Raw genomic sequence first — 23231 nt, 5'->3', positions numbered from 1 at the left:
TATAGAAACCTCGAATGCTGCCATCAAAATATATTTATACTTTTAAGAATTTACGGATAGACGTTAAGCTTCCCCATACCCCAATGATTGCACCGATCACTAGCAGGATCAGTGATACTTGATAGACAAACGGGTTGTATGGAAGCATTGAAATAAATGAGCCTTGTACTCTCGGTGCGACCCAGCCCACTGCATATTGATACGTGCCGAGCAATAGAGCAATAGGTATAATGGAACCAAATACACCAAGCAATAATCCTTCAATGAAGAATGGCCAGCGGATAAACCAGTTCGTTGCACCTACCAGCTTCATAATCTCAATTTCTTTACGTCTAGCAAAGATCGTAATTTTGATCGTATTGGAGATTAAGAACATAGCTGTAAATAACAGTCCAATAATGAGCACAATGCCGACATTACGCGCTACTCCGACTACATTAAAGAGTCGGCTGACCTCTTCTTTCCCATAGGTTACTTTATATGTACCCTTTAGGTTTTCTAATTTCTTCGCTACTTTTGGTGTATCGTGAGGATCTGTTGTTTTCACAATGAACGCATCGTTTAATGGATTTTCTTGATCAACAAGTCCCATGGATTGTCCATTTTCTCCAAAGCTTTTAATCAGAGCTTTCAGTTCGTCATCCTTAGATGAGTACTTCACATTACTGATTTCAGGAATCTTTTCAATTTCTGCTTTTAATTCATCCTGCTGCTTTTGATTCGCCGTTAATTCGATTAATACTTTTACTTCTACTTCTTTTTCAGCGTTCGATGCCATGTTATTCAAGTTGAGCATAATCACAAGGAAAACCCCAACTAAAATCAATGTGACAGTAACCGCACTAATTGATGCAAAAGTCATCCACGTGTTTCTTCCTAGTGAACGGAAGCTCTCACGTAAATGCCGCGAGAGAGTTTTAATCATAAATTCCGTACTCCCCTCTTGCTTCGTCACGCACAATCATTCCATCTTCGATTGCGATGACGCGTTTCTTCATGGTGTTTACAATTTCTTTGTTGTGTGTCGCCATAACCACTGTTGTTCCGCGGTTATTAATCTCTTCGAGCGTCTTCATGATTTCCCATGAAGTGTCTGGATCAAGGTTTCCTGTCGGCTCATCTGCAATGACGACCTCAGGGCTATTGACGATCGACCGAGCGATAGATACACGCTGCTGTTCACCGCCGGACAGCTGGTCAGGAAATTGGCGCGCTCTGTGCTTTAGCTGGACCAGATCGAGAACATCAAGCACTTTTTTCTTAATGATATGAGGCTGTTCACCAATCACTTCAAGAGCAAATGCAACGTTCTCAAACACAGTAAGAGTTGGAAGTAGCTTGAAATCTTGGAATACTACGCCAATTTCTCTTCTTACGTAAGGAATTTCTTTTTCCTTCATTGAACCTAAATCTTTGTTATTAATTAAGATTTGCCCTTTGGTTGGCTTCTCTTCACGATACATCATTTTGATGAAAGTGGATTTACCAGCACCACTGGGACCAACAACATACACAAACTCTCCTGGATGGATAGAGACATTGATTCCATTGATCGCCTTTACGCCATTAGGATAGATCTTGTAGACTTCCTTCATTTGAATCATGTAATCACCTAATCTTTTCTTATTCGCTGACTAACAGCTTATCATGATGTTTTGACACTTCTCGTCAAAAAACGTTATGTATGGTTACGCACATACCCTTCGATACTTACTAGCAATTTATGTCCTTTTCATCCAAAAAGATGAAAAAATTGAATTGTCTCATTTTCAACAACTCCAATTATACGTCATGAATCGACGCAATGGTATTACATTTATATTTCAAAACTTATAAATAAAAGGTAAATAGAACAACCAAAACTGAGAAACGTGCCTTTATACCCTTATTTTTTAAATGAAATTTAATATAATACGTTTTCATACTATTCAAAAGTCTTTTTCTACATATAAAGAAACAAAAAAACCTTGTCGATTAGACAAAGGTTTTATTTTTTCTCTGCAAGCCATTTTGCTACTTCTTTTGCTTGCTTCTCATCTACCATTCCGCTTGGCATAGAGCCTTTACCGTTTTGCGCAATATCTGCGATTTGGCTTTCATTATATTTTTTCCCTACTTCTTTCAGGCTTGGTCCGCCTCCGCCAGATAGGTCTTTCCCATGACAGCCAATACAGTTTTGCTGATAGATCTCCTCACCACTGCTCACAGATGAAGCACTTTTGCTTCCTTCTTTTTCGCTGCTTGAATTTCCTCCACATGCCGCGAGAACAAGAAGCATTGCTGCAAATAGCATCGTTAATCCGCTTTTTTTCATCTATTTCCCTCCCTTACAATCATTTGGTCAACGCTATTATATCCTTGTTTATGCCCTTTTAAAACCCTCACCAAGCACCTCTTTTGCATCCATTACAATGACAAATGCTGATGCATCGATTGCTTTCACCACTTGTTTCAACTTTGTGAATTGTGACTGCCCAACGACACACATCAAAATTGGGCGGTCATGATCGGTATATCCTCCGACTGCTGAGATCTTTGTCACACCGCGGTCAATTTGATCAAAAACCGCCTGTCTGACCTCATCTTCATGCCCTGTAATGATCATCGCCATTTTCGAATGACTGAAGCCAGCCTGTACCACATCAATCGTTTTACTCGAAATAAACACACCAATGACTGCGTACAGCCCCTCTTCGATTCCAAAGACCGTCATCGCAGCCAGAACAATTAAGCCATCCATCATCGCTAAGCATGTGCCTAGCGTCAGTCCTGTGTACTTATTGATGATTTTGGCAGCGAGTGCCGTTCCACCTGTTGACCCATTCCCAAGGAACACGAGCCCTATACCGATCCCAATGACCACACCGCCAAAAATAGCTGCCAGCAGCGCTTCATGTGTGACAGGTGCAATATGTCTTGTGACAAACACCATGAAAGGTAAAAAAATCGAGCCAACGAGTGTTTTCACTCCAAATGTACCGCCTAATAAATAAAAGCCAGCGATAAACAGCGGAATATTGAGCCCCCATTGCACATACGCTGCTTCAAAGCCGAATGACTGCATAATGGTACTAATTCCGCTCACACCGCCTGCTGCAATCTGATTCGGCAATAATAACGTATTAAATCCAATCGCCACAATGGCAGATCCGATTAAAATGAACAAATAATTTTTCACTTCGATCCAAAATTGTGAATGTCCCTGCTTCATGTCTTTCTTCCTCCGTTACTTCTGAATGCACACCTATTTTAAGCCCTCTTAAAACGATTGTAAATAACAGCCAAATGCAGTGCTAATGGATTAATACTTTATCACACAGACGGATCAGCGTACTTGCCGGTTGGCATAGGATTAAATGATGGTATATTTAATATGTACATGAGAAAGAAGGGCATGCGATGAAAAAAATACTGAAGATAACAGGTATGACATTACTTGCACTGATCATCTTAGTTTTTGGTGCTTTCTATACATGGAGCCGCTTTACATATGGACCAACAGAAGCATTAAAAAAACAGTTGAACATGGAGCAAGTGGAACATAAAAACAATGTTTATACATTTAAAGTACCAAAAAGTGATACTGGCATCATTCTCTATCCTGGGGCAAAGGTGGAACCACTTGCGTATGCCTATATTGGGGATACGCTCATGAAAAAAGGCTACTCTGTCTTTATCCCTGACATGCCATTTTCCTTTGCGATCTTCAATCCAAACAAAGCACAGGACATCATCACAGATCATCAAACGATCAAACACTGGTATATTGGCGGACATTCACTTGGCGGGGCAGCTGCCGCTATGTTTGCAGAAAAAAATCAGAGCAAGCTCGAAGGACTCTTTTTCCTAGCATCTTATCCAGCATCAGATGACCTGAAACAATCTTCATTGAAAATCCTTTCTATTTCAGGTGAAAAGGATGGGCTGGCAACACAAGAGAAAATCAAGAAATCGAAAGCAAATCTGCCGTCTCAAACCGTTTATCATGAAATAAAAGGCGGGAATCATGCGCAATTTGGCATGTATGGCAAACAAAAAGGGGATCAACCGGCGGACATTCCAGCCCTATCGCAGCAAAATGATCTCATTCAGGCAATGCTTGATTGGCTGAAGCCAGCAAAAAAGCTCCCATAACGGGAGCTTTTCATTTTTATTTTTTCGTCACTTCTAAAAATTCTTCAGCATCTGCTACAGCCAAACGAATGGCTTCTTCCCAAAATGCTTTTTGGGTAAGATCAACGCCTAGATGCTTTTTGGCTAAATCTTCTACTGTCATTGAAGCAGTATCTTTTAATAATGCAATATATTTCTCTTCAAATGATGTACCAGCCTGCAATGCTTTTGCATAAATTCCTAAGGAGAACATGTATCCAAAGGTGTATGGGAAATTATAAAATGGAACATTCGTGATATGGAAATGCAACTTAGACGCCCAGAAATGAGGATGGTATTCATCTAATGAGTCACCAAACGCTTCCTTCTGCGCTTCGACCATCAATTCATTCAATCGGTCAGCCGGCACTTCTCCTTGTTTACGCTCTTCATAAAATCGCTGTTCAAATAAGAAACGAGATTGAATGTTCATGAAGAATGCTACACTGCGCTGCAGCTTATCCTCTAACAAGCTGAGACGCTCCTCTTCATTTGCCGCTTCTTTTAATGAAGCATCAGCTACAATCATTTCTGCGAAGGTGGACGCTGTTTCAGCTACATTCATTGCGTATTTACGATTCAGAATGCGAACATCCTGCATCACTTCCTGATGGAACGAATGACCAAGCTCATGCGCTAGTGTCGCCACATTGGATGGACTTCCTGAGAAGGTCATAAAAATACGTGATTCTCCGCTATCAGGGAAATTTGTACAAAAGCCGCCTACCCGTTTGTTTGGACGGTCCTCAGCTTCTACCCAGCGTTCGTTAAAGGCTTTTTCAGTAAAAGCAGCGAGCTCTTCTCCAAATCCAGCGAAATGTTTCACAATAAAAGCAGCTGCTTCTTGATAAGGATAGATTTTGGTCTCACTGCCGATAGGAGCCCCAACATCAAACCAGCTCAGCTTATCCACTCCAAGCATCTCAGCTTTTCGGTGTAAATAATCAATGAATGGCTGCTTATGTTCATCAATCACAGACCACATCGCATCTAGGGTTTCTTGTTTCATACGGCAAATTTCAAGCGGCTCTTTTAAAATGTGATCCCAGCCTCTTGCTTCATACACTTGCAAACGAAAACCAGCAAGGTGATTGAGCGTACTAGCAAATAAATGTTCATCCTGCGTCCATGCATGCTCTAGGTTGTGGTAAACGGCCTTTCTGACTTCACGATCTGAATCATCCATAGCATTTTCCGCTTGGCCTACAGAGATCATCTGCGTTTCACCATGCTGTTCAAACGGAATGGTAATTTTATTCACTAAGCTGGAATAAAGTTCATCCCATGCATGGTACCCATCTACAGCCAGCTTTTGGATCAGTGTTTCTTGTTCAACAGGTAATTGATCCTTCACACGGTCTCTTCGCTCATTTAATATGTAGCGGACATCTAAAAAGGCTGCTGAATTCATCAGTTCTTCCCACTTGTTTGCAGGGATAGCAGCAAGCGCTTGATCAAACAGTGCAAGAATGGTTCCTAAATCAGCTTCCAGCTTGGCAATCGTACCTCGAAGGCTGCCCGCCTTCAAATCCTTCGTATTTTGAGCTTGAAGACAGGATACAAATGAACCTGCTTGAGACAATTTTTTATATGTAGTTTCATACGTGTCAAGGACAGACGTTAATTTGCTTTCAATGTGTGTATCTTCTTTTGAAAAGGCATCCACCTTTTGTCGTAATTCATCTAATAGCTGCTGAATGTTTTGCAGGTATGTCTTAAATTCTGGTGAAGAACTGCCTCCTTTAAAAAAGGCATCTAAATCCCACGTTTCTTTCAATGGTGTTAATCCCAAAATATTTCCCCCTTTATTTGCTAATTTCATCATACAAAGGATATAGAATCAGTATGTCGTATGTATTCCTTTATATTCATTATATTTTCTCACAATTAAAAAAACCCGGCAAGAAGCCGAGTTTTTATGATAATTTCGAACGTAGGTAAGCATCGATAAATGAATCTAAATCTCCATCCATCACCGCTTGAACATTTCCCATCTCCGTATTGGTTCGATGGTCTTTCACAAGAGAATAAGGGTGGAATACATAAGAGCGAATTTGGCTTCCCCAGCCAATTTCTTTCTGCTCTCCTCTGATTTCATCCAATTCTGCCTGCTGTTCTTCGATCCGTTTTTGATAAAGTTTCGATTTCAGCATTTTCATCGCACGTTCTCTGTTTTTGATTTGTGATCTTTCTGTTTGACACGTCACGACGACATTGGTTGGAATGTGTGTAATACGAACGGCAGAGTCCGTCGTATTGACGTGCTGTCCGCCTGCACCGCTTGCACGATACGTATCTACCTTGATATCCTCTGTCCGAATATCAATATCAATTTCTTCATTGAATTCCGGCATAACATCACAGGAAACGAAGGATGTATGTCTACGACCAGATGAATCAAAAGGAGAAATACGGACCAAACGATGGACACCTTTTTCTGCTTTTAAATAACCGTACGCGTTATGCCCTTTGATGAGTAAAGTCACAGACTTAATTCCTGCCTCATCACCTGGAAGGTAATCAAGCGTTTCGACCTTAAAGCCTCTGCGCTCTGCCCAGCGAGTGTACATTCTTAGAAGCATAGAACCCCAATCCTGTGATTCGGTACCGCCTGCACCTGGGTGAAGCTCAAGAATGGCATTGTTTTTATCATAAGGTTCGCTTAAGAGAAGCTGCAGCTCAAATTCGTTAAATTGCTTCGTTAAGTTCTTCAGCTCTTTTTCAAGCTCTGCATGAAGCTCTTCGTCATAATCTTCCTTTAATAAGTCATGCGTCATTTGCAGCTCTTCATGCGATTCACTGAGCTCATGATAGGAATTCACAGAATCCTTCAGTGCATTGGCTTCATTGATAACGCCTTGAGCCTTTTGCTGATCATTCCAAAAATCAGCCTCTGACATCGTCGCTTCAAGCTCTGCGATTTTGGCTTCTTTTGTTTCTAAGTCAAAGAGACCCCCTAAAATCAGCTAGCCTGCTAGCCATATTTTCAAGCTCTTGTCTAATTTCTACTAATTCCATATCCTTCACCTCATAGATGTATGGGGGCTGACATGAATAGAAAGAGGTTTTCACCTCTTTCCATTACTTATTCTGTCTTCCCATGACAATTTTTATATTTCTTGCCGCTTCCGCAGTGACATGGAGAGTTTCGTCCAATGTCGACGACTTTACGTACCGGCTTTTTCTTCACTGTCTTCTCCTCATCGCCCTCTTGTGGCTGATGAGCCGTTGTTTGACCTTGAACCACTTCTTCTCGTTCTAGGTTGTTTTGGATTTCTGATTTCAAGACATACTTGGCCACATCATCTTCAATTGAAGCAACCATATGCTCAAACATCGCAAATCCTTCCATTTGGTATTCACGTAGCGGATTCGTTTGTGCATACGCACGTAAATGAATACCTTGACGCAGCTGATCCATTGCATCGATATGGTCCATCCACTTCGAATCCACCGCACGAAGAACGATGACTTTTTCAAATTCACGCATTTGTTCTTCGCCAAATGTTTCTTCTTTTGCATCGTATTTTTCTTTAATACGATCCATGATGAAAGTTGTGATTTCATCTGCTTCTTTACCGAAGATATCTTTGACTGTGATGGCACCTTCGTCTAAATAGTTCGTGTTGATTAATTCAACAAGACCATCTAGTTTCCATTCTTCAGGCAGCTCTTCTTTTGGCGTATAAGATCCCACAGCACGCTCAATTGAAGATTGGATCATATTGATGACAATTGATTTTAAGTTGTCGGAATCGATGACTTCAAAACGCTGTTTGTAGATCACTTCACGCTGTTGACGAAGCACATCGTCATATTGCAGAAGCTGCTTACGGGAATCAAAGTTGTTCCCCTCTACACGTTTTTGAGATGATTCAACGGCTTTAGACACCATTTTACTTTGGATTGGTGTAGAGTCATCCATACCAAATCGGTCAAGCATCGCCATCGTTCGCTCTGCACCAAATCGGCGCATCAATTCATCTTCCATGGATAGATAGAATTGGGTAATCCCTGGGTCTCCTTGACGTCCAGAACGTCCGCGAAGCTGGTTATCAATCCGGCGGGATTCATGACGCTCTGTCCCGATAACAGCCAGACCTCCAAGTTCTTTTACACCTTCTCCAAGCTTGATGTCAGTACCACGTCCTGCCATGTTTGTCGCAATGGTCACAGCACCTTTTTGACCAGCCTCTTCAATAATTTGTGCTTCACGCTCATGGTTTTTCGCGTTTAACACTTGATGAGGAATGCCTTTATTTTTAAGCAGCTTAGAAATAAGCTCAGATGTCTCAACTGCTACTGTTCCGACAAGAACTGGCTGTCCTGTCATATAGCGCTGCGCAACATCTTCAGCCACTGCTTTAAATTTACCATCCATTGTGCGGTAAATTAAATCAGGTCTGTCATCACGAACTACTGGTTGATTGGTCGGGATTGACACAACCTGCATGTTGTAAATGTTACGGAATTCTTCTTCTTCCGTTTTTGCTGTACCAGTCATACCAGATAACTTTTCATACATACGGAAGTAGTTTTGGAACGTAATTGTTGCTAGTGTCATGCTTTCGTTCTGCACTTCAAGACCTTCTTTTGCTTCGATGGCTTGATGCAGACCTTCACTATAACGGCGTCCTTTCATTAAACGTCCTGTGAAGGAGTCAACGATGACTACTTGGCCTTCTTCTACCACATAATCCACGTCTTTTTGCATCGCAACATGTGCTTTCAGCGCCTGAGCGATGTGATGGTTGAGCGCGACATGTTTGACATCAAACAGGTTCTCGATGCCGAAAGCTTTTTCCGCCTTCGTCATTCCGCTTTCAGTCAGCTGCACACTTTTTGTTTTAATATCATACGTAAAATCATCTTCGATTTTTAATGTACGGACAAATGCATTGGCTTGTACGTAAAGCTTTGTTGATTTCGCAGCTTGTCCAGAAATAATAAGAGGTGTTCTCGCTTCATCAATTAAAATGGAGTCAACCTCATCGATCACAGCATAATGAAGTGGTCTCTGAACCATCTGCTCTTTGTAAAGCACCATGTTATCTCGTAAATAGTCAAAGCCGAGTTCATTGTTTGTTGAATACGTGATATCAGCGGCGTACGCTTCTCTTTTTTCATCTTTGTCTAAGCTGTTTAAGTTTAAGCCGACCGTTAAACCAAGAAATTCAAAAATTTTGCCCATTTCCTGCGCATCACGGCTTGCCAAATATTCGTTGACTGTCACGATGTGGACGCCTTTTCCAGAAAGAGCATTTAAATAAACAGGCATTGTTGATGTCAATGTTTTCCCTTCACCTGTTTTCATTTCAGCGATGTTGCCTTCGTGAAGTGCGATCCCCCCCATGAGCTGCACCTTAAATGGGAACATTCCTGTTACGCGGCGGGAAGCCTCGCGAACCGTAGCAAATGCTTCAACCAACAGGTCATCCACGGATTGTCCTTTTTCAAGTTTTTCTTTAAATTCAATCGTTTTATTTCGTAAAGCCTCGTCAGATAATTTTTCAAAATCTTGAGCGAGAGCTTCGATTTCATTTGCCTTTTTTTCATATCGGCTGATCGTACGTTTCGTAGGATCAAACACTTTGTTTAAGATTCCAAGCATATAATAACGCTCCTCTATTTCATGCAATTTTTCGGCATGTCCAAAAGTTTGACAGGTCCATATTTACCTGCATTTATCATACCATACCTTCTTTCATTTCCAAAGAATTTGCCATAATTTCGCACAAAAAACCCGCCCCTTATGAAGGGAACGGGTTTACTTTATTTAGGTTGTTTTTGGATCAGCATCAACTGATATTTAAGCGTTTGGCTCAATGAGTCCATATTTACCGTCATTTCGGCGATAAACCACATTGGTCAAATTTGTCTCAGCATTTGTGAAAACGAAGAAACTATGACCTAACATGTTCATTTGGAGAATGGCCTCTTCGCTATCCATCGGCTTTAAGTTGAAACGTTTTTGTCTGACGATTTCTGTTTCATCAATCTCTTCGTCATCTTGAACCGCTACTTCAGCCGTACCATTTCCTCCAGCAAACAAGTGCTTTTTGGCACCTTGCTCGCGGAATTTACGGTTTACTTTTGTTTTGTGCTTTCTAATTTGACGTTCTAATTTACTGGCTGCTAGGTCTACTGCATTGTACATATCCTCATTATGCACCTCAGCTCGAAGTGCTAGATCAGTCATTGGAATGGTAACCTCAACTTTAGATTCTTGATCGTTGTAAAACTTCAAGTTCACGTTGACTGAAGCATCAACATCTGTCTCAAAATAACGCTCCAGCTTTCCAATTTTTTTCTCGACATGATCTCTTAGTGCAGGTGTTACGTCGATGTTTTCTCCTCTGACATTGTAATTCATGTAAAGAACGCCTCCTTTAAAATTAAGGATATGTAAACCTATTTCTACTTTTCCCTCCTTTTCTCCTGCTCAAACGTAAAAAAAATGTGAATATTTATTGAAATTTGTCGAATTTTGCGGTGCTTCAACTGTTGCTTGATAGGTGATGAATATATATTCGGCTGATTCTTGAAAAAGACCAGCGCACATTAAATGGTAAAAGATGAAATCGATGTTTTCAGCGATTGAGACAAGGATTTTAAATCCTCCGCAGCGGCTTTCATCTCTTCATTGGCCGCTAATGATTCTTCAACAGCAGCAGACATATACTCCGTCTCTTCTGAGTTTCGTTTCGCACCTTCTTCAATGACACCAACCGTTTGAGAAATTTCCTCTGTACTAGCAGAAATCTGTTCTGCAGTGGCTGACAGCTCTTCGGCTTTCATTGAAATATCACGAATAGATTCCAGGATTTCATGGAAGCTCTGTTCAGATAATTGTGATACTTTTACACCCTCTGCTACATCCCGCTCAACCTTCGTCATCGATTGCGATGACCTTTCTGTATCTTTGTCCACGTTCTCGAGTAATTGACTAATTTGATCTGTCAGCTGACTAGATTCTTCTGCCAGCTTCCTCACTTCATCTGCTACAACTGCAAAACCTCTTCCATGTTCTCCAGCTCTTGCTGCTTCTATGGCTGCGTTTAAAGCAAGTAAATTCGTCTGGTCAGCAATGGCATGGATATGACCTAACAGACCTTGAATGCCTGTAAACTGCGCTTGTACATTGGTCATTGTGGAATGGTGTTCATTCACAGATTCTTTAATAGAACTCATTTGTTTCACAAATTGTTGAATAAGGGCGGTACCCTCTTCAGCCTTTTCAGTCACTGAAATTGAGTGACCCGAAACATCGGACGTGTGTACAGCTGCATTTTGCATGCCAGTCGATACTTCTTGAATGGCAGAGGCGACTTTTCCGACCGCATCTGATTGTTCACGTGAAGCTTCACTGACCTGTTCGATCGAGCTAGATGTCTGCTCACTAGCCGATATCGTTTGACTGATGGTTTCCTCAAATTGAGCAGCAGAATCAGCAAGCTGTCTTGATCCGCTTTGCACCTGCAAAATAAGCTGACGCAAATGAGCCGTCATTTGATTAAAGGCTGTGCCGAGCTGACCAATCTCATTTTTAGAGGTCACTTCAATCTCTTCAAGGGTCAGGTCACCATCTGCCATCCTTCTTGCGGCATTTGTGACAGAAACAATTGGTTTTGTCATGCGATGAACGAATCTGACACCGATCACCAGAAGGCCAACAATAATTGCTGCACTGACCAAAATGAGTGTAAGCAATAATTGATTACTATCTTGATTGAGCTGATCGATTTTTTGATCACGTTGTTTTAGCTGGTTTTGAGCGAATTCTTTTGTAAAGGTATGTATTTCTTGTTCGATAGGTTGTAATTCTTGAGTGAGGCGGGTGTTGAATTCTTTTTGATTTTGCATATTTAATGAATTAAATAATCGATTCGTTGAGGTGTAGTAGAGATAATTTTTTTCTGAGATTTGATCTAATAGATTTTTTGCTTGCTTGACCGTACTTAATTTTGAAGCTTCTGTTGTTTTCTTATTAATATCTTCATATGTTTGCTCAATTTTCTGCAAATTTTCAGCATCTTGGACGACGACATATGTTTTGATCTGTGCTTCCTGCTTTTGCAGAAGAGCCTCTAATTCCAGCGAGGTCTGATAAAGCTTCACTTCCTTGCTTAATAACGCTTTATAGGATTGATCTGTTTTGTAATAGAGAAAGCTTGAGAATCCTAACATACTGACAAACAATACACATATGACAATAAGCCCAAATAAAAATTGATTTTTTAGTCTCATAATTTCCTCCGAATGGTCTGAATTGGACAAAAATTAATGAATGACATACGGCCTCATACAGGCATGTATTTCATCCATCCACTTTCTATATTCAGGTATAAAATATGATTTCAGGAATGATTGGAAGTGATTTGAAGGGAATGTATAGAAAGCTAGTATATCAAAACTTAAAAATATTTGATCAAACGAACGAATCGTTTTGGCAAAGTGTTCATTTTCAATAATCGAAAGCAGAAGGGGGTGTGTTGTGTCTAAATGAAAGAAGGCATGGATCAGATCATTAAAGATCCGATCCCCTTCTGTTTTGTCAAAATCCTTCTCAATTTCATCTAAATATTTTAGACTCTCTTCTATCGTGTATAGAAGTTCATAATATGTGGTTAATAAAATATAGTCATTTGAACGATACGCCACAGGTCTCACCTATTTATTTCCGTTTATCGTAGTATACGCCGTCACTTGTTAGGGGCTGGTATGGATTTTGATAATTCAGCTGTTTTGTTTTCTTTTTTTGAATGGCTTGAATATCTGCTTTTATCCCATTTTGGATAACCGTTAATTGCTTCGTCATCTGTTGATCTGTTTGTATGATTTCTCGGATTTTCTCTTTTTCTTGATCCGTCAATTCATGCTGTATATCTCTCATTAATTCGTCTCTTTCAATTAAAAAGGCATCAAAGTCTTCAACCAGTGTCTCACTTTGCGGATTTTCCGCTATTTCGGCTGCCATTTTTAATGTTTGATCATGCAGCTGGTCCACAATACTCATAGAGAGCCCCCGATAGAGTGGTGACGGCCTTTTCGATCGGTTTGAATGACTTCCTTCCACGCATCACGGAAATCAGTTACGTACTGTTCTACTTCATTCAATATCTCTTCGTCATTTTGAAGATTAGCTTCTATCAGTCTGCGATAAATGTAATCATACATACTTGCCATACTCTTTGATACGTCATAGGAACGATTTAAGGTGACATTTAATTCTTGAATGATGTTTTGAGCCTTTTTCAGGTTCAAGTTTCTCGTTTCTGCATCCTCTTTTTGAATGGCATGCTTCGCTATTCTAATGAACTTTAAGCAGCCTTCATAAAGCATAAGCGTCAACTCGGCAGGTGTTGCGGTCTCAATAGAATTTTTCTGATAGGCGGCATAAGGGTTCTGTATTGCCATATGTTATAAACCTCCAATTATTGTCCAAGCAGTTGAGAAAGGTAGCCAGATTGGTTGTTTAGCTTTTGAATTGCACTATCCATGGCGTTAAACTTTTTGTAGTAACGGGCTTCAACCATTTTTAAACGATCTTGGAATGTACTCATTCGTTTTGTCAAAGAATCAAGGTCCTTACCAAGTCCGTATTCCTTTAATTCCATTGTTGTGCTGCCAGCCTTTTTTTGAATGCTCTTCGAAAAGTTTGATAACGAATTTTTGATACGATAGATGATTCCTTGTTCTTGATATTGCTGCTGTGCTTTGTCTTTATCTTTTGAATCCACATTTAAACTACCCGAGATGAACATTTGTCTGACTTTCTCCGGGTCTTCTTCAATGGCTTTTCTTAATTTCTCTACTCCATTTATATCTTTACTAAATTCCAGCTTTCCGCCATCTTTATACTTGGATGATGTCTCAATACCGATTTGTGTGAGTTGGATTTTATTCGCATCACTTGTCGTAATATTAGCATACAAATCACTTCTTATTTTAGAGGCACCAGATCGTAAAATGGAATCACTTCTCAGCAAGCCAGACTTCGCAGTCGTTTCCCATAGCTCTATTTCTTTTTCAGACATCCCTTTTTTCTCTTCAGCCGTTAATGGTTGATAGTCTCTGTTTTTCTTTTCATTGACTTTACCATTAATCTGCTCAACGAGCTCATTGTATTTATCAACAAATTGTTTAATTTTGTCATAGATTGCATCCACATCTGTCGAAACGTTTAAGCTGACAGGCTGATCCGTTGTTCCTTTAAGTTCGTACGTAATATCAGCCTGTGTGAATGTATTGTTGTTATTTTCCATTTTCAGACCATTAATCTCGTATTGCGCTTTCTGTCCTTGAGTGGTCGCAACTAATTTGTTATCTCCATCTACTTGGAAGCCTAATTGCGTTAAAAATGAAGCTGAATTGCCATCAGCTGCTTTAATACTGACACCCTCACCAGTTGTCCGAGAAGTAAGAGCAATGGTATCCACGTAGTTAGTGCCATCAGAGATTTGGCCTTTGTAAGCCGTCACACCTAATTGCGCGCTGTTCAGCTTTTTCACGATGTCATCGATTGTATCGGAATCAGAGGTATTGATCGTCACCATTTTCGGTTTTGTTGAATCTGGCGTCGTCACTTCAAACGTAAACGTGCCATTTGCTGGTGTAAATCCAGATGTACCAGAGGATTTGAAGACAGAAGCTGTCGCTAGTTGAGTGACATGAATAGAGCCAGAGGTCGCATTTGTTGACCCAGTTGCTGTGACAGCAGATTCATTAGAGCTTGTTACCTTTTTTGCGCCATATGTACTTGGACGCGTTAAGTTTAAACTGTTGATCAAATCATCTAATTCTTTGATTTTCGAGTTAACCTCGCGATAGCTGTCTCTTTGCCATTCAAGTGTTTGTTTCTGGCGTGTCATTTTATCAAGTGGTGCCTGCTCCGTTTTCATCAGCTTTGATACGATTTCATCAATATCGAACACATTTGAAAATCCAGTAATACGATTGACCATTGTTTATGTTCTCCCTTCATTTACATTCTTTTATCTACAAATAAACCGACAATTTCTGTCATTGCCGCATAGAAATCAAGCCATTCCTTGGAAGGAATTTCTCTAATAACTTCTTCTGTTTGGTTATCTACGACTTTGACATAATATTCATTGAGTTTTTCATGTAATTCAAATTGAAGATGAAATTGAGTAGGCTCAATCAGCTTGTTTGCGCCTTGAAGCGTTTTTTCAATTTCTTCTTTTGAAACAGCCTTGCCATTTGCTTGTGAGTCAGAGTTTACATTTTCATTCTGGTTATTAGAAACACGGGTTTGAAATGCATCGATAATTGGCTCTAGCGATGTCAACTTACCAACAGACATAGTTATTCAGCTCCTGTGCTTTAATCTATCTTTTATATCGGCTTTGAATTTGCAAATTAAATATAGATGGACCGATTTGTTAAAGTTTCCTATAGATCATGAACATCTGTATCGGAACACGTTCACACGGAGAAGGACAGCTTAATGCAATAAAAAAATCCTCACTTTTTTTGTGAGGATAATTGAGAGAGGAGATCTAAGGATAAGCTCGCAGCACGATTGTTCTCTTCTTGAATAGACAGGTACACTTCTTTCCTGTGAATATCGATGTGCTTAGGAGCCTCAATCCCGACTTTCACTTGATCGCCCTCGATTGAAATAATCTTGACTTCAATATCATCGCCTATTTGAATTGACTGGTTTAATTTACGAGACAGCACTAACATGAGGATGCCACCTCTAACAAATGTTTTGTATGATAGGCTGAATCATGCAAAATCACCTGCTTGGCTTTCATGTTTTTCCGGTTCACAATAATAGGCGCTCTTAAATTAGCTGTTGTTTTTTCAATAGATGATTCCATTGTTAAAATAACCATTACTTCCACATCATTGGCATCTTCTACTTCCAGAATGTCTACAACCGTTTCGTCTAAATCAAATTCGTATTGATTGAAGAATAAAAACGGACTGCTGACGATAAAGCCTAATGCTGCGTTTTTCAATGATTGAAGAACTAAAAACGGAGATTCTTCTGATAAAGGCAAAATGACAAACTGTTTTTGATCCAGAAATCCTGGTATCCCGTTAGAGAAGTTAATAATTTGCTCCTCTTTGATTGTCACTTCACCATGGTATTTTGTTTGAATGATCATAATTCACGACCTTTTTCGTTTTTCTTAACTATACCTTATCACCATTTTGGCCCGTTTCGTCAACTTCTATTTTTAATTCCGGGTATTGTAACATATCAATATTGACTTTACCTGGCTGGTAGTTAACGATTGGTTTATGAGGTGTTGCCTCTATGACAGCTTTTTGCGGCTCCACATCAATTTGAAGCTCAGAAGGCTGATAGTGGATTTTCACACTAAAGAATGAAGGTATTACACCAATGGTGAATTGTTTTGCTGGAGGACTGCCGTTGATCTTGGCAAACTCAGCAATCGCATTCCCGCCATTCTCGATCTTGATCAGTTCACTTCCTTCTTCCGCTCTTCGACCCATTCCTTCTCCAACAGCACGCTTCCCCTCAGCTGCCCATTCCTCAGAACGTCTAAAAATCGACTTGATGTCCATATCGGCAAATGCCTCGGTTTGATCAATGGTTAATTTCGACGGTGTCCTTTTGATATTCATGACAGCTCGTGGCTGCTGAATCTCAAGATCAGCTCGTGGCTGCTCTACTTCTTGGCGAGAAGGAGTTGTCGACATTTGAAGTTTTGCATAGGTTTGCTGCATTAACAATCTAGGGATTTGCATATGTTCACCTCCATGATGCAAAAAAGCACCCATCGGATGCTTTTTATTATCTTAAGAAATCAACAAGGGATGGCTGAATGACTTTAGCTGTTGTCGCTAAAGCAGCTCTATTCACCGTCTCTTGTTGAAGAAGATCAAGAATGGCCTTTTCACTTTCAACATCTTCATTATCTGATTTAGCATTTTTCAATACTTGGTATTGTGAAGTCAAACGACTTCCTACTAAGTCAACACGATTCGAACGCGCTCCTAGGTCAGATCGCTCAGCACTCATCACTTCTTTAAACTGATCAATACTTCCTAATGCATCATCAGAATTCGCGAATGTTCCATTTTTCAATGAATTTTCTAAATCAGTCAGCATTTCAATGACATTTTGACCATTGGCCTGTCCACCAAACGCTGAGATTGGATTTGAGTTTACATTTAAAGTAATCCCATCAGAAATATTTGCTTGAACAGCATTCGCATCTGTATAATTTTCGAAGTTAAATGTATACGTTCCGTCTGCATTCTCAACAACTGGTTTAACATTTGTATTCGTCCCATTAAATACGAACTTACCTAGCATTTGAGTGTTCATTGCATCGATGATTTGATTCTTCATCTGACCAATTTCCACTCCGATAGCCGCTAAATCTTCGGGCTGCTTTGTTCCGTTTGCCGCATCAAGCACTTTATCTCGTATATTTGACATAATATCAATGATTTCAGTGACACTTGTTTCAGATGTATCAATCCAGTTTTGTGCTTCATTTAAGTTATTTTTATATTGTTCATTTCGAAACAAGGCAGTACTATATTGAAGGCTTTTTACTGCTGCAACAGGATCATCAGACGTATTCGTGAAACGTCTTCCTGTTTGTGCCTGCTCATTAATTTTAGAAAGTTTTTCATAACTTTTACTAATATTTCGAAGTGAGTTTTGAGAAATCATACCTTGTGTGACTCGCATCCGTTATCCCTACCTTCCTACGACACCCATGCCGTTTATTACTTTATCCAGTACTTCATCTTGTAATGTCATAATTCTCGCAGCCGCATTATATGCATGCTGGAATTGGATCATATTCGTCATTTCTTCATCGATGGAGACAGCGCTAGTCGACATTCTACGTTCATTGGCTGAATTGACAAGAGCAGCTGAACTGCTTTCAAGCGTCATGTTCTTTTTCCCTTGTACCCCCATCTCAGCAATGACATTTTGGTAATAATCCTGAATGGTCGTTGTATTTCCACCGATTGGTAACTTTAAGTCTTGTATATTAGCTAATTTCGTAGCATTCGAACCGTCACCTTGTGTTTGATTGAGAGATGCTGCAATATTATCTGTTGATGCTAAAATGACATCGCTCACTTTAATACGAGCTGCCAAACCTTTATTCAACTCATTGTTATTCTCGATATCAAAAAAGTCTTGTCCACTTGCACCAGTTAACGTGTACCCCTGCTTATGTACATCGTTAAATGTATCCATGAATACTTGTGCTACTTCATCCAGCTCTGCAAGCATATCTGGATACATGCCTTTTTCAGCACCGTTTGACATGTAGCCATAAGCCTCAACAAGTGCTTTTACTTTACCGTTTACTTGTAATTGATCCGCTGCAATAGTTGTTGTTCCGAATTGAAGTGAGTTAACAAGTCCCGTTGTATTATCGTAAGAGATTTGCAGTTCAGACTTTTCATTTGTAATACCATTCAAAATGTTTCCAGCAGATTGTCCATTTGCACCGATAATGTCGATGTTGACAGTTCCTTCAGCAATTTTAAGTGCATTACCACCAGGTGGATTGTAGCTGACCTTAATATCAACAAGTGAGGATAATTGATCGACCAAAGTATCACGTGTATCATAAAGATCATTTGGAAGATATCCATTTGGCTCAACCGCTGCAATCTGTTTGTTCACTTCATCTATTTGAGATAGAAGAGTGTTTACATCTTTGGCTGTTGAATCGAGTTCCGTTTTCAAATTCTTTTGTACCGTTGTTAAAGAAGAATTGAGCAGACGGAATTGGTCAACTAGAGCCTGTGCACTTGTTTTAACAACTGTACGTGCAGAAGCTGTATCAGCATTTTTTGTTTCTGATAAGACCTGTAATGATTTCCATAGATTATCAAAAGCTCTGTTCAAGCCTTCATCCGTCAAATCATTCATAACCCCTTCCATCTGTGAAAGGGCATCTGACTTCGTTGAGTAGTAAGATAAGTTATTATTATGATCTCTGTATTGTAGATCTAAAAAGCTGTCTCGAATTCTTTCGACCGTTCCAACTTGTACACCTGTCCCCATTTGACCATACGTCTTTCCATCATAAACAGAAAGGACTGGATAAGGATTTTCTGCTTTAAAGGTCACTCTTTGTCTTGAGTAGCCCTCCGTATTGGCATTGGAGACGTTGTTTGATGTGACATAAAGCCCTGCACGCTGAGCTGTGATTCCTCTTTTTGCCGTTTCTAGTCCCATGAATGTAGAACCCATTGGTATCCTCCTTGTTTACGCCTTTGAATCAAACAAAGCCCTTTGCTGTTTAGGCTTTGAACTCTCAAGACCATTTTGTCCGTAATTCATATTTTCTTTATTAGGGTTAACGAGATCGAATGTCAGTGAAATAAATTGAAGTGACTGCTGAATAAGCTGCTTGTTCAGTTCATTTACATCTTTTAGTTCCACCATGATGTTATTTAGTTTCTCATATAATGAAATAAGCTCTTCTTGATCTGTACCTTCAGCCTTTTCGATACATGCAGTGATGGTTGGTGATTGATCACTTTGTAAAAATTGAACGGTCGCTTCAATCCGCTTTTCTTCTAATTGAGAAATGGCCTGAATATACTTTTGCTCTAAATTCAGAACCTCTGAAAGAGCATCAATCTCATTGCTTTTCAGCATTTCTGTTTTATCCTTAGACAACTTTAATAGCTGTTCATGCAATCCATAGAGACGATGCAGTTCTTCAATAATTATTTTAACTGACATTCACGCTGCTCCCTTTTGTTATTGTTGTTTATAAAAATTCAGCATTTTATCTGCAATGCCTTTTGTATCTACTTGATATGTTCCGGCTTCAATGCTTTTTTTAATTTGGTCAATTTTATCTTGACGTTCTCTCATAATATTCGGCACCTTTTGCATTTCGATTGCCTTTTTAGAAATTTCGACTTTATCAGTTGATTTTGCTTGATTCGATTGCAACGTTTGTTTCTCATATGTTTTCTTGTAAGGATTTACTGGTTGTGTTCCATATCGATTAATTTTCACGGGATTCCTCTCGCTTTCCGTTACAGTCTGTCTTGATTCTATCCATTTTATCGACCAAACTGCAACTTAGTTTAGGGAATCAGTCGTTTTTAGGATTAATGGCATAATAGGTGTCTTTTTTCCTAGATTCAATCTCCCTTTTACGCTCCTCTTCTTGGTTCATTTGGCTGATTTGCGAATGAATATCCTGTTCACATTGGCTGCATAGCTTGTTTTTCCTGATCGCTTTGCCACATCTTTCACAAGGATAATTAATATTCGGAAATTGACTAATTTGCAGTCTTTTCAAACGAATAAATTTCAAGATTAATTCTTCATCAACTTCAGTTGCATCTACTATTTCAGCGATGGTTGATTGTCTATTACTTTGCTTCCTCAAGAATTTATATACGATATCAAAAGAACGTTCTTCTTCTTCATAGCATTTGTTACAAACCGTTTGGATGGTGGTTTTTAAAAATAGCTGATTACATTGTGGACAGTTTGCCAATTGATTCATAACCAAAACCCCTTACGTTATTTTCTTTTCTTATTATCGGTTAATTATCATGATTTTTAACTACGTATCAACGTAAAAGAAGAAACACTTTTGGCACCTGCATCTTTTAAAATTCTTGCTGCATCATAAATGGTTGCTCCCGTTGTATAGATATCATCAACTAATATAATATCCCTTTGAACAATCACATCTGTATGCTTTATTTGAAACAATCCTTTTTGATCTAGGCGTTCATTTTTCTTTTTTTTGGACTGCTTACTTTGATGTATTTTCACTAGTGGCTGCAATATTGGCTTACCTATCAAGGAAGCGATGATGACGGACTGATTAAATCCTCTTTCTTTTAGTCTTTCATGACTTAAAGGGATCGGAATCAGCAATTGTTCTTTTTTGCTGAAGGAATGTTTAAATGCTGCTTGTACATCTCGTTTAAACAGCTCAACTAAAGCCGTATCACCCCGAAATTTAAAGCGGGCAAGGACATCTTTCATCAACTCGTTGTAAGTATAAACTGACCTATTTTTCAAAAGGACTTTAGTAGAATCAGGGCGTTCATTCCATCTATCACAGTCCTGGCATATTTGGTCATTTGACTGCGCCCTTCCACACGTTGGACAAATAGGACGCTCAATCTTAACTAAGTCATTCTTACATGCTACACAAAGACGATCATCATTTAATAGTAGGAATGATTTCCATGTAAAAGCAGGCACAAAATGTCCCTCACAAATTTGGCAAATCAATTGGTTTCCTTGTTCAGCAGCAGACGATTTTCACATCTTGGAAATGCGGAGACCTTGGAAGCTGCTTCTGTCAGAATTACCAGCATAGCAGTATTCTTCTGTTTATCCACCATTTCAGATTTACTGTAAGATATTTTATCGATATCTGTTATATATTGTGGTTTCACTTGATTCAGTGAAATTGCTAATACATCTTCCATACACTTTTCACAATGACAAATCATGTTTAATTGGTTGAGATATTGATAGAGAATTTCCTTGAGTAGTATTTCTTTTGCATTGAGTAGCATATTTTGTCTCTCCTGCCATTTGTGTATTGTGAATATAATGTACCATGATTTAGTTGAACCCACACTGTTTTTCAGAAAACTCATTTGCAGCCGTATCATTCATTTTTACGATATGCTTCTTTGCTTGTTTCATACTTCTCGTTAAACCAAAATGAAAAAGGAAAACGTCTCCTGTACAATAATCCGGGTGTCTGCCTACTCTTCCAGAAATCTGAACAAGTGCACTCTCTGTAAAAATAGTAGATTCCGAACCTAAAACCCCGACTTGAACATTTGGAATGGTTACGCCTCTTTCTAGAATAGTGGTTGTAACTAGTACATCGTATTCGTAATCTCTAAAGTACTGAACCTTTTGTTTCCTATCTGGATCATCAGCAGATACTCCCTCCACGTTTAAGGAGTGTTCTCGAAGAATCTTCGTTACCTTCTTCATGGTAGCAATTGAAGGAACAAAAAGTAATACTCTTCTTTTATTTACAATATGTCTCTGCATCCAATTCATCACTTTACGGGGCAGCTGATTCTTTTTTAATTTCTTTTTCCAATGTCCAATCCAATGAAAGGTCGGTACGGGTAATGGTTGTTTATGAAAACGCAGAGGAATTTTTATCGCTTCCAGTTTTCCACTAGAAACCTCTCTCGTCATTTTTTTAGAGGGTGTCGCACTTAAATAAATCCTAACCCCTCCGTTCCTACTCATCGCCTTTAGAACAGCAAATTGGAGACGCTCATCCATTGAATAAGGGAAGGCATCGACTTCATCTACAATGAGGACATCAAATGCATTTTTGTACCTCATCAGCTGATGGGTTGTGGCGATCACAAGCGGTGCAATCTGAAACCTTTGAGAACTGCCTCCATAAAGTACGGCTATTGTCATCCCTTGAAATGCTTTTCTAAGTCGTGGTTCGAGTTCAAGCACAACATCTGTTCTAGGTGTCGCAATACAGACTCTCATTCCTTGATTTAACGCATATTCGATTCCGTGAAAAAGCACCTCCGTTTTCCCTGCTCCGCAAACCGCCCAAACAAGTAGATCAAATTTGTTTTTGATAGCTTCAATCATTCCTTCTGACGCTCTTTTTTGCCCTTTAGTCAGCTCTCCCTGCCATGTTAATTCAGCTCGATATGTTTCTACCATTTGTGGACCTGTCCATTCATAAAGAAACCCACATTCAGTTGCTTTTCCCATCATGATGCATGATCTACAGTATATACAATCCTTTTGACACACTTCACATGGAGAGTGAGCAAAGTACCGCTTGTGTGATACACCGCACCGGCAGCATGTAAAACCATTTGCTTTCCTCTCAATGGCAGGTGTTCGATTGACTAAGCCCTTCTCCTCCAACCAATCCAAATTGGACTGTGGGCACCTTGTTTCGGCGGTGAGCAGATGGCGTGAATGCAGCTGCCGCATTAGTTCCATTGCTTTGTCCATATTCAACTTCACCAAACACCTTTCAATTGATGTTTGCCTATTATGCGCAAAGACATGACCTTTCGTCCAACAGTTAAAATAGAAAAATAAAACC

The 23231-nt window shown here is 39.6% G+C and carries 26 protein-coding genes; 1 reads left to right on the top strand and 25 read right to left on the bottom strand.

The window, feature by feature from the left end:
* Positions 1–34: 34 nt before the first annotated feature.
* From ftsX to V6Z54_RS10075, 4 genes are all read right to left on the bottom strand, one after another.
* Positions 35–925 (bottom strand): permease-like cell division protein FtsX, encoded by an 891-nt coding sequence (gene ftsX / locus V6Z54_RS10090; protein WP_039181755.1) that lies wholly within the window; start codon positions 923–925, stop codon positions 35–37.
* On the bottom strand, positions 918–1604 hold the full coding sequence (ftsE, locus tag V6Z54_RS10085; RefSeq protein ID WP_024423601.1) for a cell division ATP-binding protein FtsE: 687 nt from the start codon (positions 1602–1604) through the stop codon (positions 918–920). Before ftsE ends, ftsX begins: the two co-directional genes overlap by 8 nt.
* Positions 1605–1987: 383 nt before the next feature.
* Complete coding sequence (gene cccB / locus V6Z54_RS10080) at positions 1988–2314, bottom strand: cytochrome c551 (RefSeq protein ID WP_041088068.1); 327 nt, start codon at positions 2312–2314, stop codon at positions 1988–1990.
* A 48-nt stretch (positions 2315–2362) separates the two neighbouring features.
* Positions 2363–3211, bottom strand: coding sequence for a YitT family protein (locus V6Z54_RS10075; protein ID WP_024426245.1), 849 nt, complete (start codon positions 3209–3211; stop codon positions 2363–2365).
* Positions 3212–3399: 188 nt separating this feature from the next.
* Here V6Z54_RS10075 and V6Z54_RS10070 point away from each other — a divergent pair, with 188 nt between their 5' ends.
* On the top strand, positions 3400–4134 hold the full coding sequence (locus tag V6Z54_RS10070; protein ID WP_041088066.1) for an alpha/beta family hydrolase: 735 nt from the start codon (positions 3400–3402) through the stop codon (positions 4132–4134).
* 16 nt (positions 4135–4150) lie between these two features.
* Here V6Z54_RS10070 and V6Z54_RS10065 read toward each other — a convergent pair whose 3' ends face one another.
* From V6Z54_RS10065 to V6Z54_RS09965, 21 genes are all read right to left on the bottom strand, one after another.
* Complete coding sequence (locus V6Z54_RS10065; protein ID WP_338527281.1) at positions 4151–5944, bottom strand: M3 family oligoendopeptidase; 1794 nt, start codon at positions 5942–5944, stop codon at positions 4151–4153.
* A 124-nt stretch (positions 5945–6068) separates the two neighbouring features.
* A protein-coding gene (gene prfB / locus V6Z54_RS10060; protein ID WP_098677688.1) for a peptide chain release factor 2 occupies positions 6069–7170 on the bottom strand; the annotation gives its coding sequence in 2 pieces (ribosomal slippage) (positions 6069–7097 and positions 7099–7170; 1101 coding nt in all).
* Positions 7171–7237: 67 nt separating this feature from the next.
* Positions 7238–9763 (bottom strand): preprotein translocase subunit SecA, encoded by a 2526-nt coding sequence (gene secA, locus V6Z54_RS10055; protein ID WP_034281086.1) that lies wholly within the window; start codon positions 9761–9763, stop codon positions 7238–7240.
* A 198-nt stretch (positions 9764–9961) separates the two neighbouring features.
* Entirely contained in the window at positions 9962–10525 is a 564-nt protein-coding gene (raiA, locus tag V6Z54_RS10050) for a ribosome-associated translation inhibitor RaiA (RefSeq protein ID WP_024423608.1), read from the bottom strand.
* A gap of 188 nt (positions 10526–10713) precedes the next feature.
* Positions 10714–12399: a methyl-accepting chemotaxis protein gene (locus V6Z54_RS10045; RefSeq protein ID WP_338527280.1), complete on the bottom strand. Its 1686-nt coding sequence runs from the start codon at positions 12397–12399 to the stop codon at positions 10714–10716.
* 33 nt (positions 12400–12432) lie between these two features.
* Positions 12433–12813, bottom strand: a complete 381-nt coding sequence (locus V6Z54_RS10040) for a hypothetical protein (protein WP_039181775.1) — start codon at positions 12811–12813, stop codon at positions 12433–12435.
* Positions 12814–12826: 13 nt separating this feature from the next.
* Positions 12827–13168: a flagella biosynthesis regulatory protein FliT gene (fliT, locus tag V6Z54_RS10035; protein WP_041088059.1), complete on the bottom strand. Its 342-nt coding sequence runs from the start codon at positions 13166–13168 to the stop codon at positions 12827–12829.
* Entirely contained in the window at positions 13165–13569 is a 405-nt protein-coding gene (gene fliS, locus V6Z54_RS10030) for a flagellar export chaperone FliS (RefSeq protein WP_039181781.1), read from the bottom strand. Before fliS ends, fliT begins: the two co-directional genes overlap by 4 nt.
* A gap of 17 nt (positions 13570–13586) precedes the next feature.
* Positions 13587–15116 (bottom strand): flagellar hook-associated protein 2, encoded by a 1530-nt coding sequence (locus V6Z54_RS10025; RefSeq protein WP_269102623.1) that lies wholly within the window; start codon positions 15114–15116, stop codon positions 13587–13589.
* Between the two features lie 20 nt (positions 15117–15136).
* Positions 15137–15478: a flagellar protein FlaG gene (gene flaG / locus V6Z54_RS10020; protein ID WP_041088053.1), complete on the bottom strand. Its 342-nt coding sequence runs from the start codon at positions 15476–15478 to the stop codon at positions 15137–15139.
* A 161-nt stretch (positions 15479–15639) separates the two neighbouring features.
* The gene (csrA, locus tag V6Z54_RS10015) at positions 15640–15864 is read right to left on the bottom strand and encodes a carbon storage regulator CsrA (protein ID WP_008360181.1); all 225 of its coding nucleotides are present in this window, start codon (positions 15862–15864) and stop codon (positions 15640–15642) included.
* Positions 15858–16292: a flagellar assembly protein FliW gene (gene fliW, locus V6Z54_RS10010; RefSeq protein WP_041088051.1), complete on the bottom strand. Its 435-nt coding sequence runs from the start codon at positions 16290–16292 to the stop codon at positions 15858–15860. The genes csrA and fliW overlap by 7 nt, the downstream gene beginning before the upstream one ends.
* 28 nt (positions 16293–16320) lie before the next feature.
* Positions 16321–16899 carry a DUF6470 family protein gene (locus tag V6Z54_RS10005; protein WP_041088049.1) on the bottom strand — a complete coding sequence of 193 codons (579 nt, stop codon included), beginning with the start codon at positions 16897–16899 and terminating at the stop codon, positions 16321–16323.
* A gap of 46 nt (positions 16900–16945) precedes the next feature.
* Positions 16946–17854 carry a flagellar hook-associated protein FlgL gene (gene flgL / locus V6Z54_RS10000; RefSeq protein WP_041088047.1) on the bottom strand — a complete coding sequence of 303 codons (909 nt, stop codon included), beginning with the start codon at positions 17852–17854 and terminating at the stop codon, positions 16946–16948.
* Positions 17855–17863: 9 nt separating this feature from the next.
* Entirely contained in the window at positions 17864–19384 is a 1521-nt protein-coding gene (gene flgK / locus V6Z54_RS09995) for a flagellar hook-associated protein FlgK (protein ID WP_041088045.1), read from the bottom strand.
* A 15-nt stretch (positions 19385–19399) separates the two neighbouring features.
* Positions 19400–19882 (bottom strand): flagellar protein FlgN, encoded by a 483-nt coding sequence (locus V6Z54_RS09990; RefSeq protein ID WP_041088043.1) that lies wholly within the window; start codon positions 19880–19882, stop codon positions 19400–19402.
* A gap of 18 nt (positions 19883–19900) precedes the next feature.
* On the bottom strand, positions 19901–20164 hold the full coding sequence (gene flgM / locus V6Z54_RS09985; RefSeq protein WP_024423620.1) for a flagellar biosynthesis anti-sigma factor FlgM: 264 nt from the start codon (positions 20162–20164) through the stop codon (positions 19901–19903).
* Between the two features lie 79 nt (positions 20165–20243).
* Positions 20244–20663 (bottom strand): TIGR03826 family flagellar region protein, encoded by a 420-nt coding sequence (locus V6Z54_RS09980; RefSeq protein ID WP_039181808.1) that lies wholly within the window; start codon positions 20661–20663, stop codon positions 20244–20246.
* A 56-nt stretch (positions 20664–20719) separates the two neighbouring features.
* On the bottom strand, positions 20720–21376 hold the full coding sequence (locus V6Z54_RS09975) for a ComF family protein (protein ID WP_330221691.1): 657 nt from the start codon (positions 21374–21376) through the stop codon (positions 20720–20722).
* Between the two features lie 26 nt (positions 21377–21402).
* Positions 21403–21696, bottom strand: a complete 294-nt coding sequence (locus V6Z54_RS09970) for a competence protein ComFB (RefSeq protein WP_041088040.1) — start codon at positions 21694–21696, stop codon at positions 21403–21405.
* A 49-nt stretch (positions 21697–21745) separates the two neighbouring features.
* Positions 21746–23143: a DEAD/DEAH box helicase gene (locus tag V6Z54_RS09965; RefSeq protein WP_269199592.1), complete on the bottom strand. Its 1398-nt coding sequence runs from the start codon at positions 23141–23143 to the stop codon at positions 21746–21748.
* Positions 23144–23231: the final 88 nt, after the last annotated feature.

This window comes from Bacillus sp. MAG717A, assembly GCF_036884855.1.
Taxonomy (GTDB): Bacteria; Bacillota; Bacilli; order Bacillales; family Bacillaceae; genus Bacillus; species Bacillus safensis.
This window is presented reverse-complemented; position numbering and strand designations above follow the sequence as displayed.

Coding starts and splice junctions, on each gene's coding strand:
- fliS (WP_039181781.1), bottom strand. CDS start 13,569: ATGGCAATACAGAACCCTTATGCCGCCTATCAGAAAAATTCTATTGAG.
- cccB (WP_041088068.1), bottom strand. CDS start 2,314: ATGAAAAAAAGCGGATTAACGATGCTATTTGCAGCAATGCTTCTTGTT.
- V6Z54_RS10045 (WP_338527280.1), bottom strand. CDS start 12,399: ATGAGACTAAAAAATCAATTTTTATTTGGGCTTATTGTCATATGTGTA.
- V6Z54_RS09990 (WP_041088043.1), bottom strand. CDS start 19,882: ATGTCAGTTAAAATAATTATTGAAGAACTGCATCGTCTCTATGGATTG.
- fliT (WP_041088059.1), bottom strand. CDS start 13,168: ATGAGTATTGTGGACCAGCTGCATGATCAAACATTAAAAATGGCAGCC.
- flaG (WP_041088053.1), bottom strand. CDS start 15,478: ATGTCTGTTGGTAAGTTGACATCGCTAGAGCCAATTATCGATGCATTT.
- ftsE (WP_024423601.1), bottom strand. CDS start 1,604: ATGATTCAAATGAAGGAAGTCTACAAGATCTATCCTAATGGCGTAAAG.
- V6Z54_RS10025 (WP_269102623.1), bottom strand. CDS start 15,116: ATGGTCAATCGTATTACTGGATTTTCAAATGTGTTCGATATTGATGAA.
- raiA (WP_024423608.1), bottom strand. CDS start 10,525: ATGAATTACAATGTCAGAGGAGAAAACATCGACGTAACACCTGCACTA.
- V6Z54_RS09970 (WP_041088040.1), bottom strand. CDS start 21,696: ATGCTACTCAATGCAAAAGAAATACTACTCAAGGAAATTCTCTATCAA.
- V6Z54_RS10005 (WP_041088049.1), bottom strand. CDS start 16,899: ATGCAAATCCCTAGATTGTTAATGCAGCAAACCTATGCAAAACTTCAA.
- csrA (WP_008360181.1), bottom strand. CDS start 15,864: ATGTTAGTGCTGTCTCGTAAATTAAACCAGTCAATTCAAATAGGCGAT.
- secA (WP_034281086.1), bottom strand. CDS start 9,763: ATGCTTGGAATCTTAAACAAAGTGTTTGATCCTACGAAACGTACGATC.
- flgL (WP_041088047.1), bottom strand. CDS start 17,854: ATGCGAGTCACACAAGGTATGATTTCTCAAAACTCACTTCGAAATATT.
- fliW (WP_041088051.1), bottom strand. CDS start 16,292: ATGATCATTCAAACAAAATACCATGGTGAAGTGACAATCAAAGAGGAG.
- V6Z54_RS09980 (WP_039181808.1), bottom strand. CDS start 20,663: ATGAATCAATTGGCAAACTGTCCACAATGTAATCAGCTATTTTTAAAA.
- V6Z54_RS10075 (WP_024426245.1), bottom strand. CDS start 3,211: ATGAAGCAGGGACATTCACAATTTTGGATCGAAGTGAAAAATTATTTG.
- flgK (WP_041088045.1), bottom strand. CDS start 19,384: ATGGGTTCTACATTCATGGGACTAGAAACGGCAAAAAGAGGAATCACA.
- V6Z54_RS10070 (WP_041088066.1), top strand. CDS start 3,400: ATGAAAAAAATACTGAAGATAACAGGTATGACATTACTTGCACTGATC.
- ftsX (WP_039181755.1), bottom strand. CDS start 925: ATGATTAAAACTCTCTCGCGGCATTTACGTGAGAGCTTCCGTTCACTA.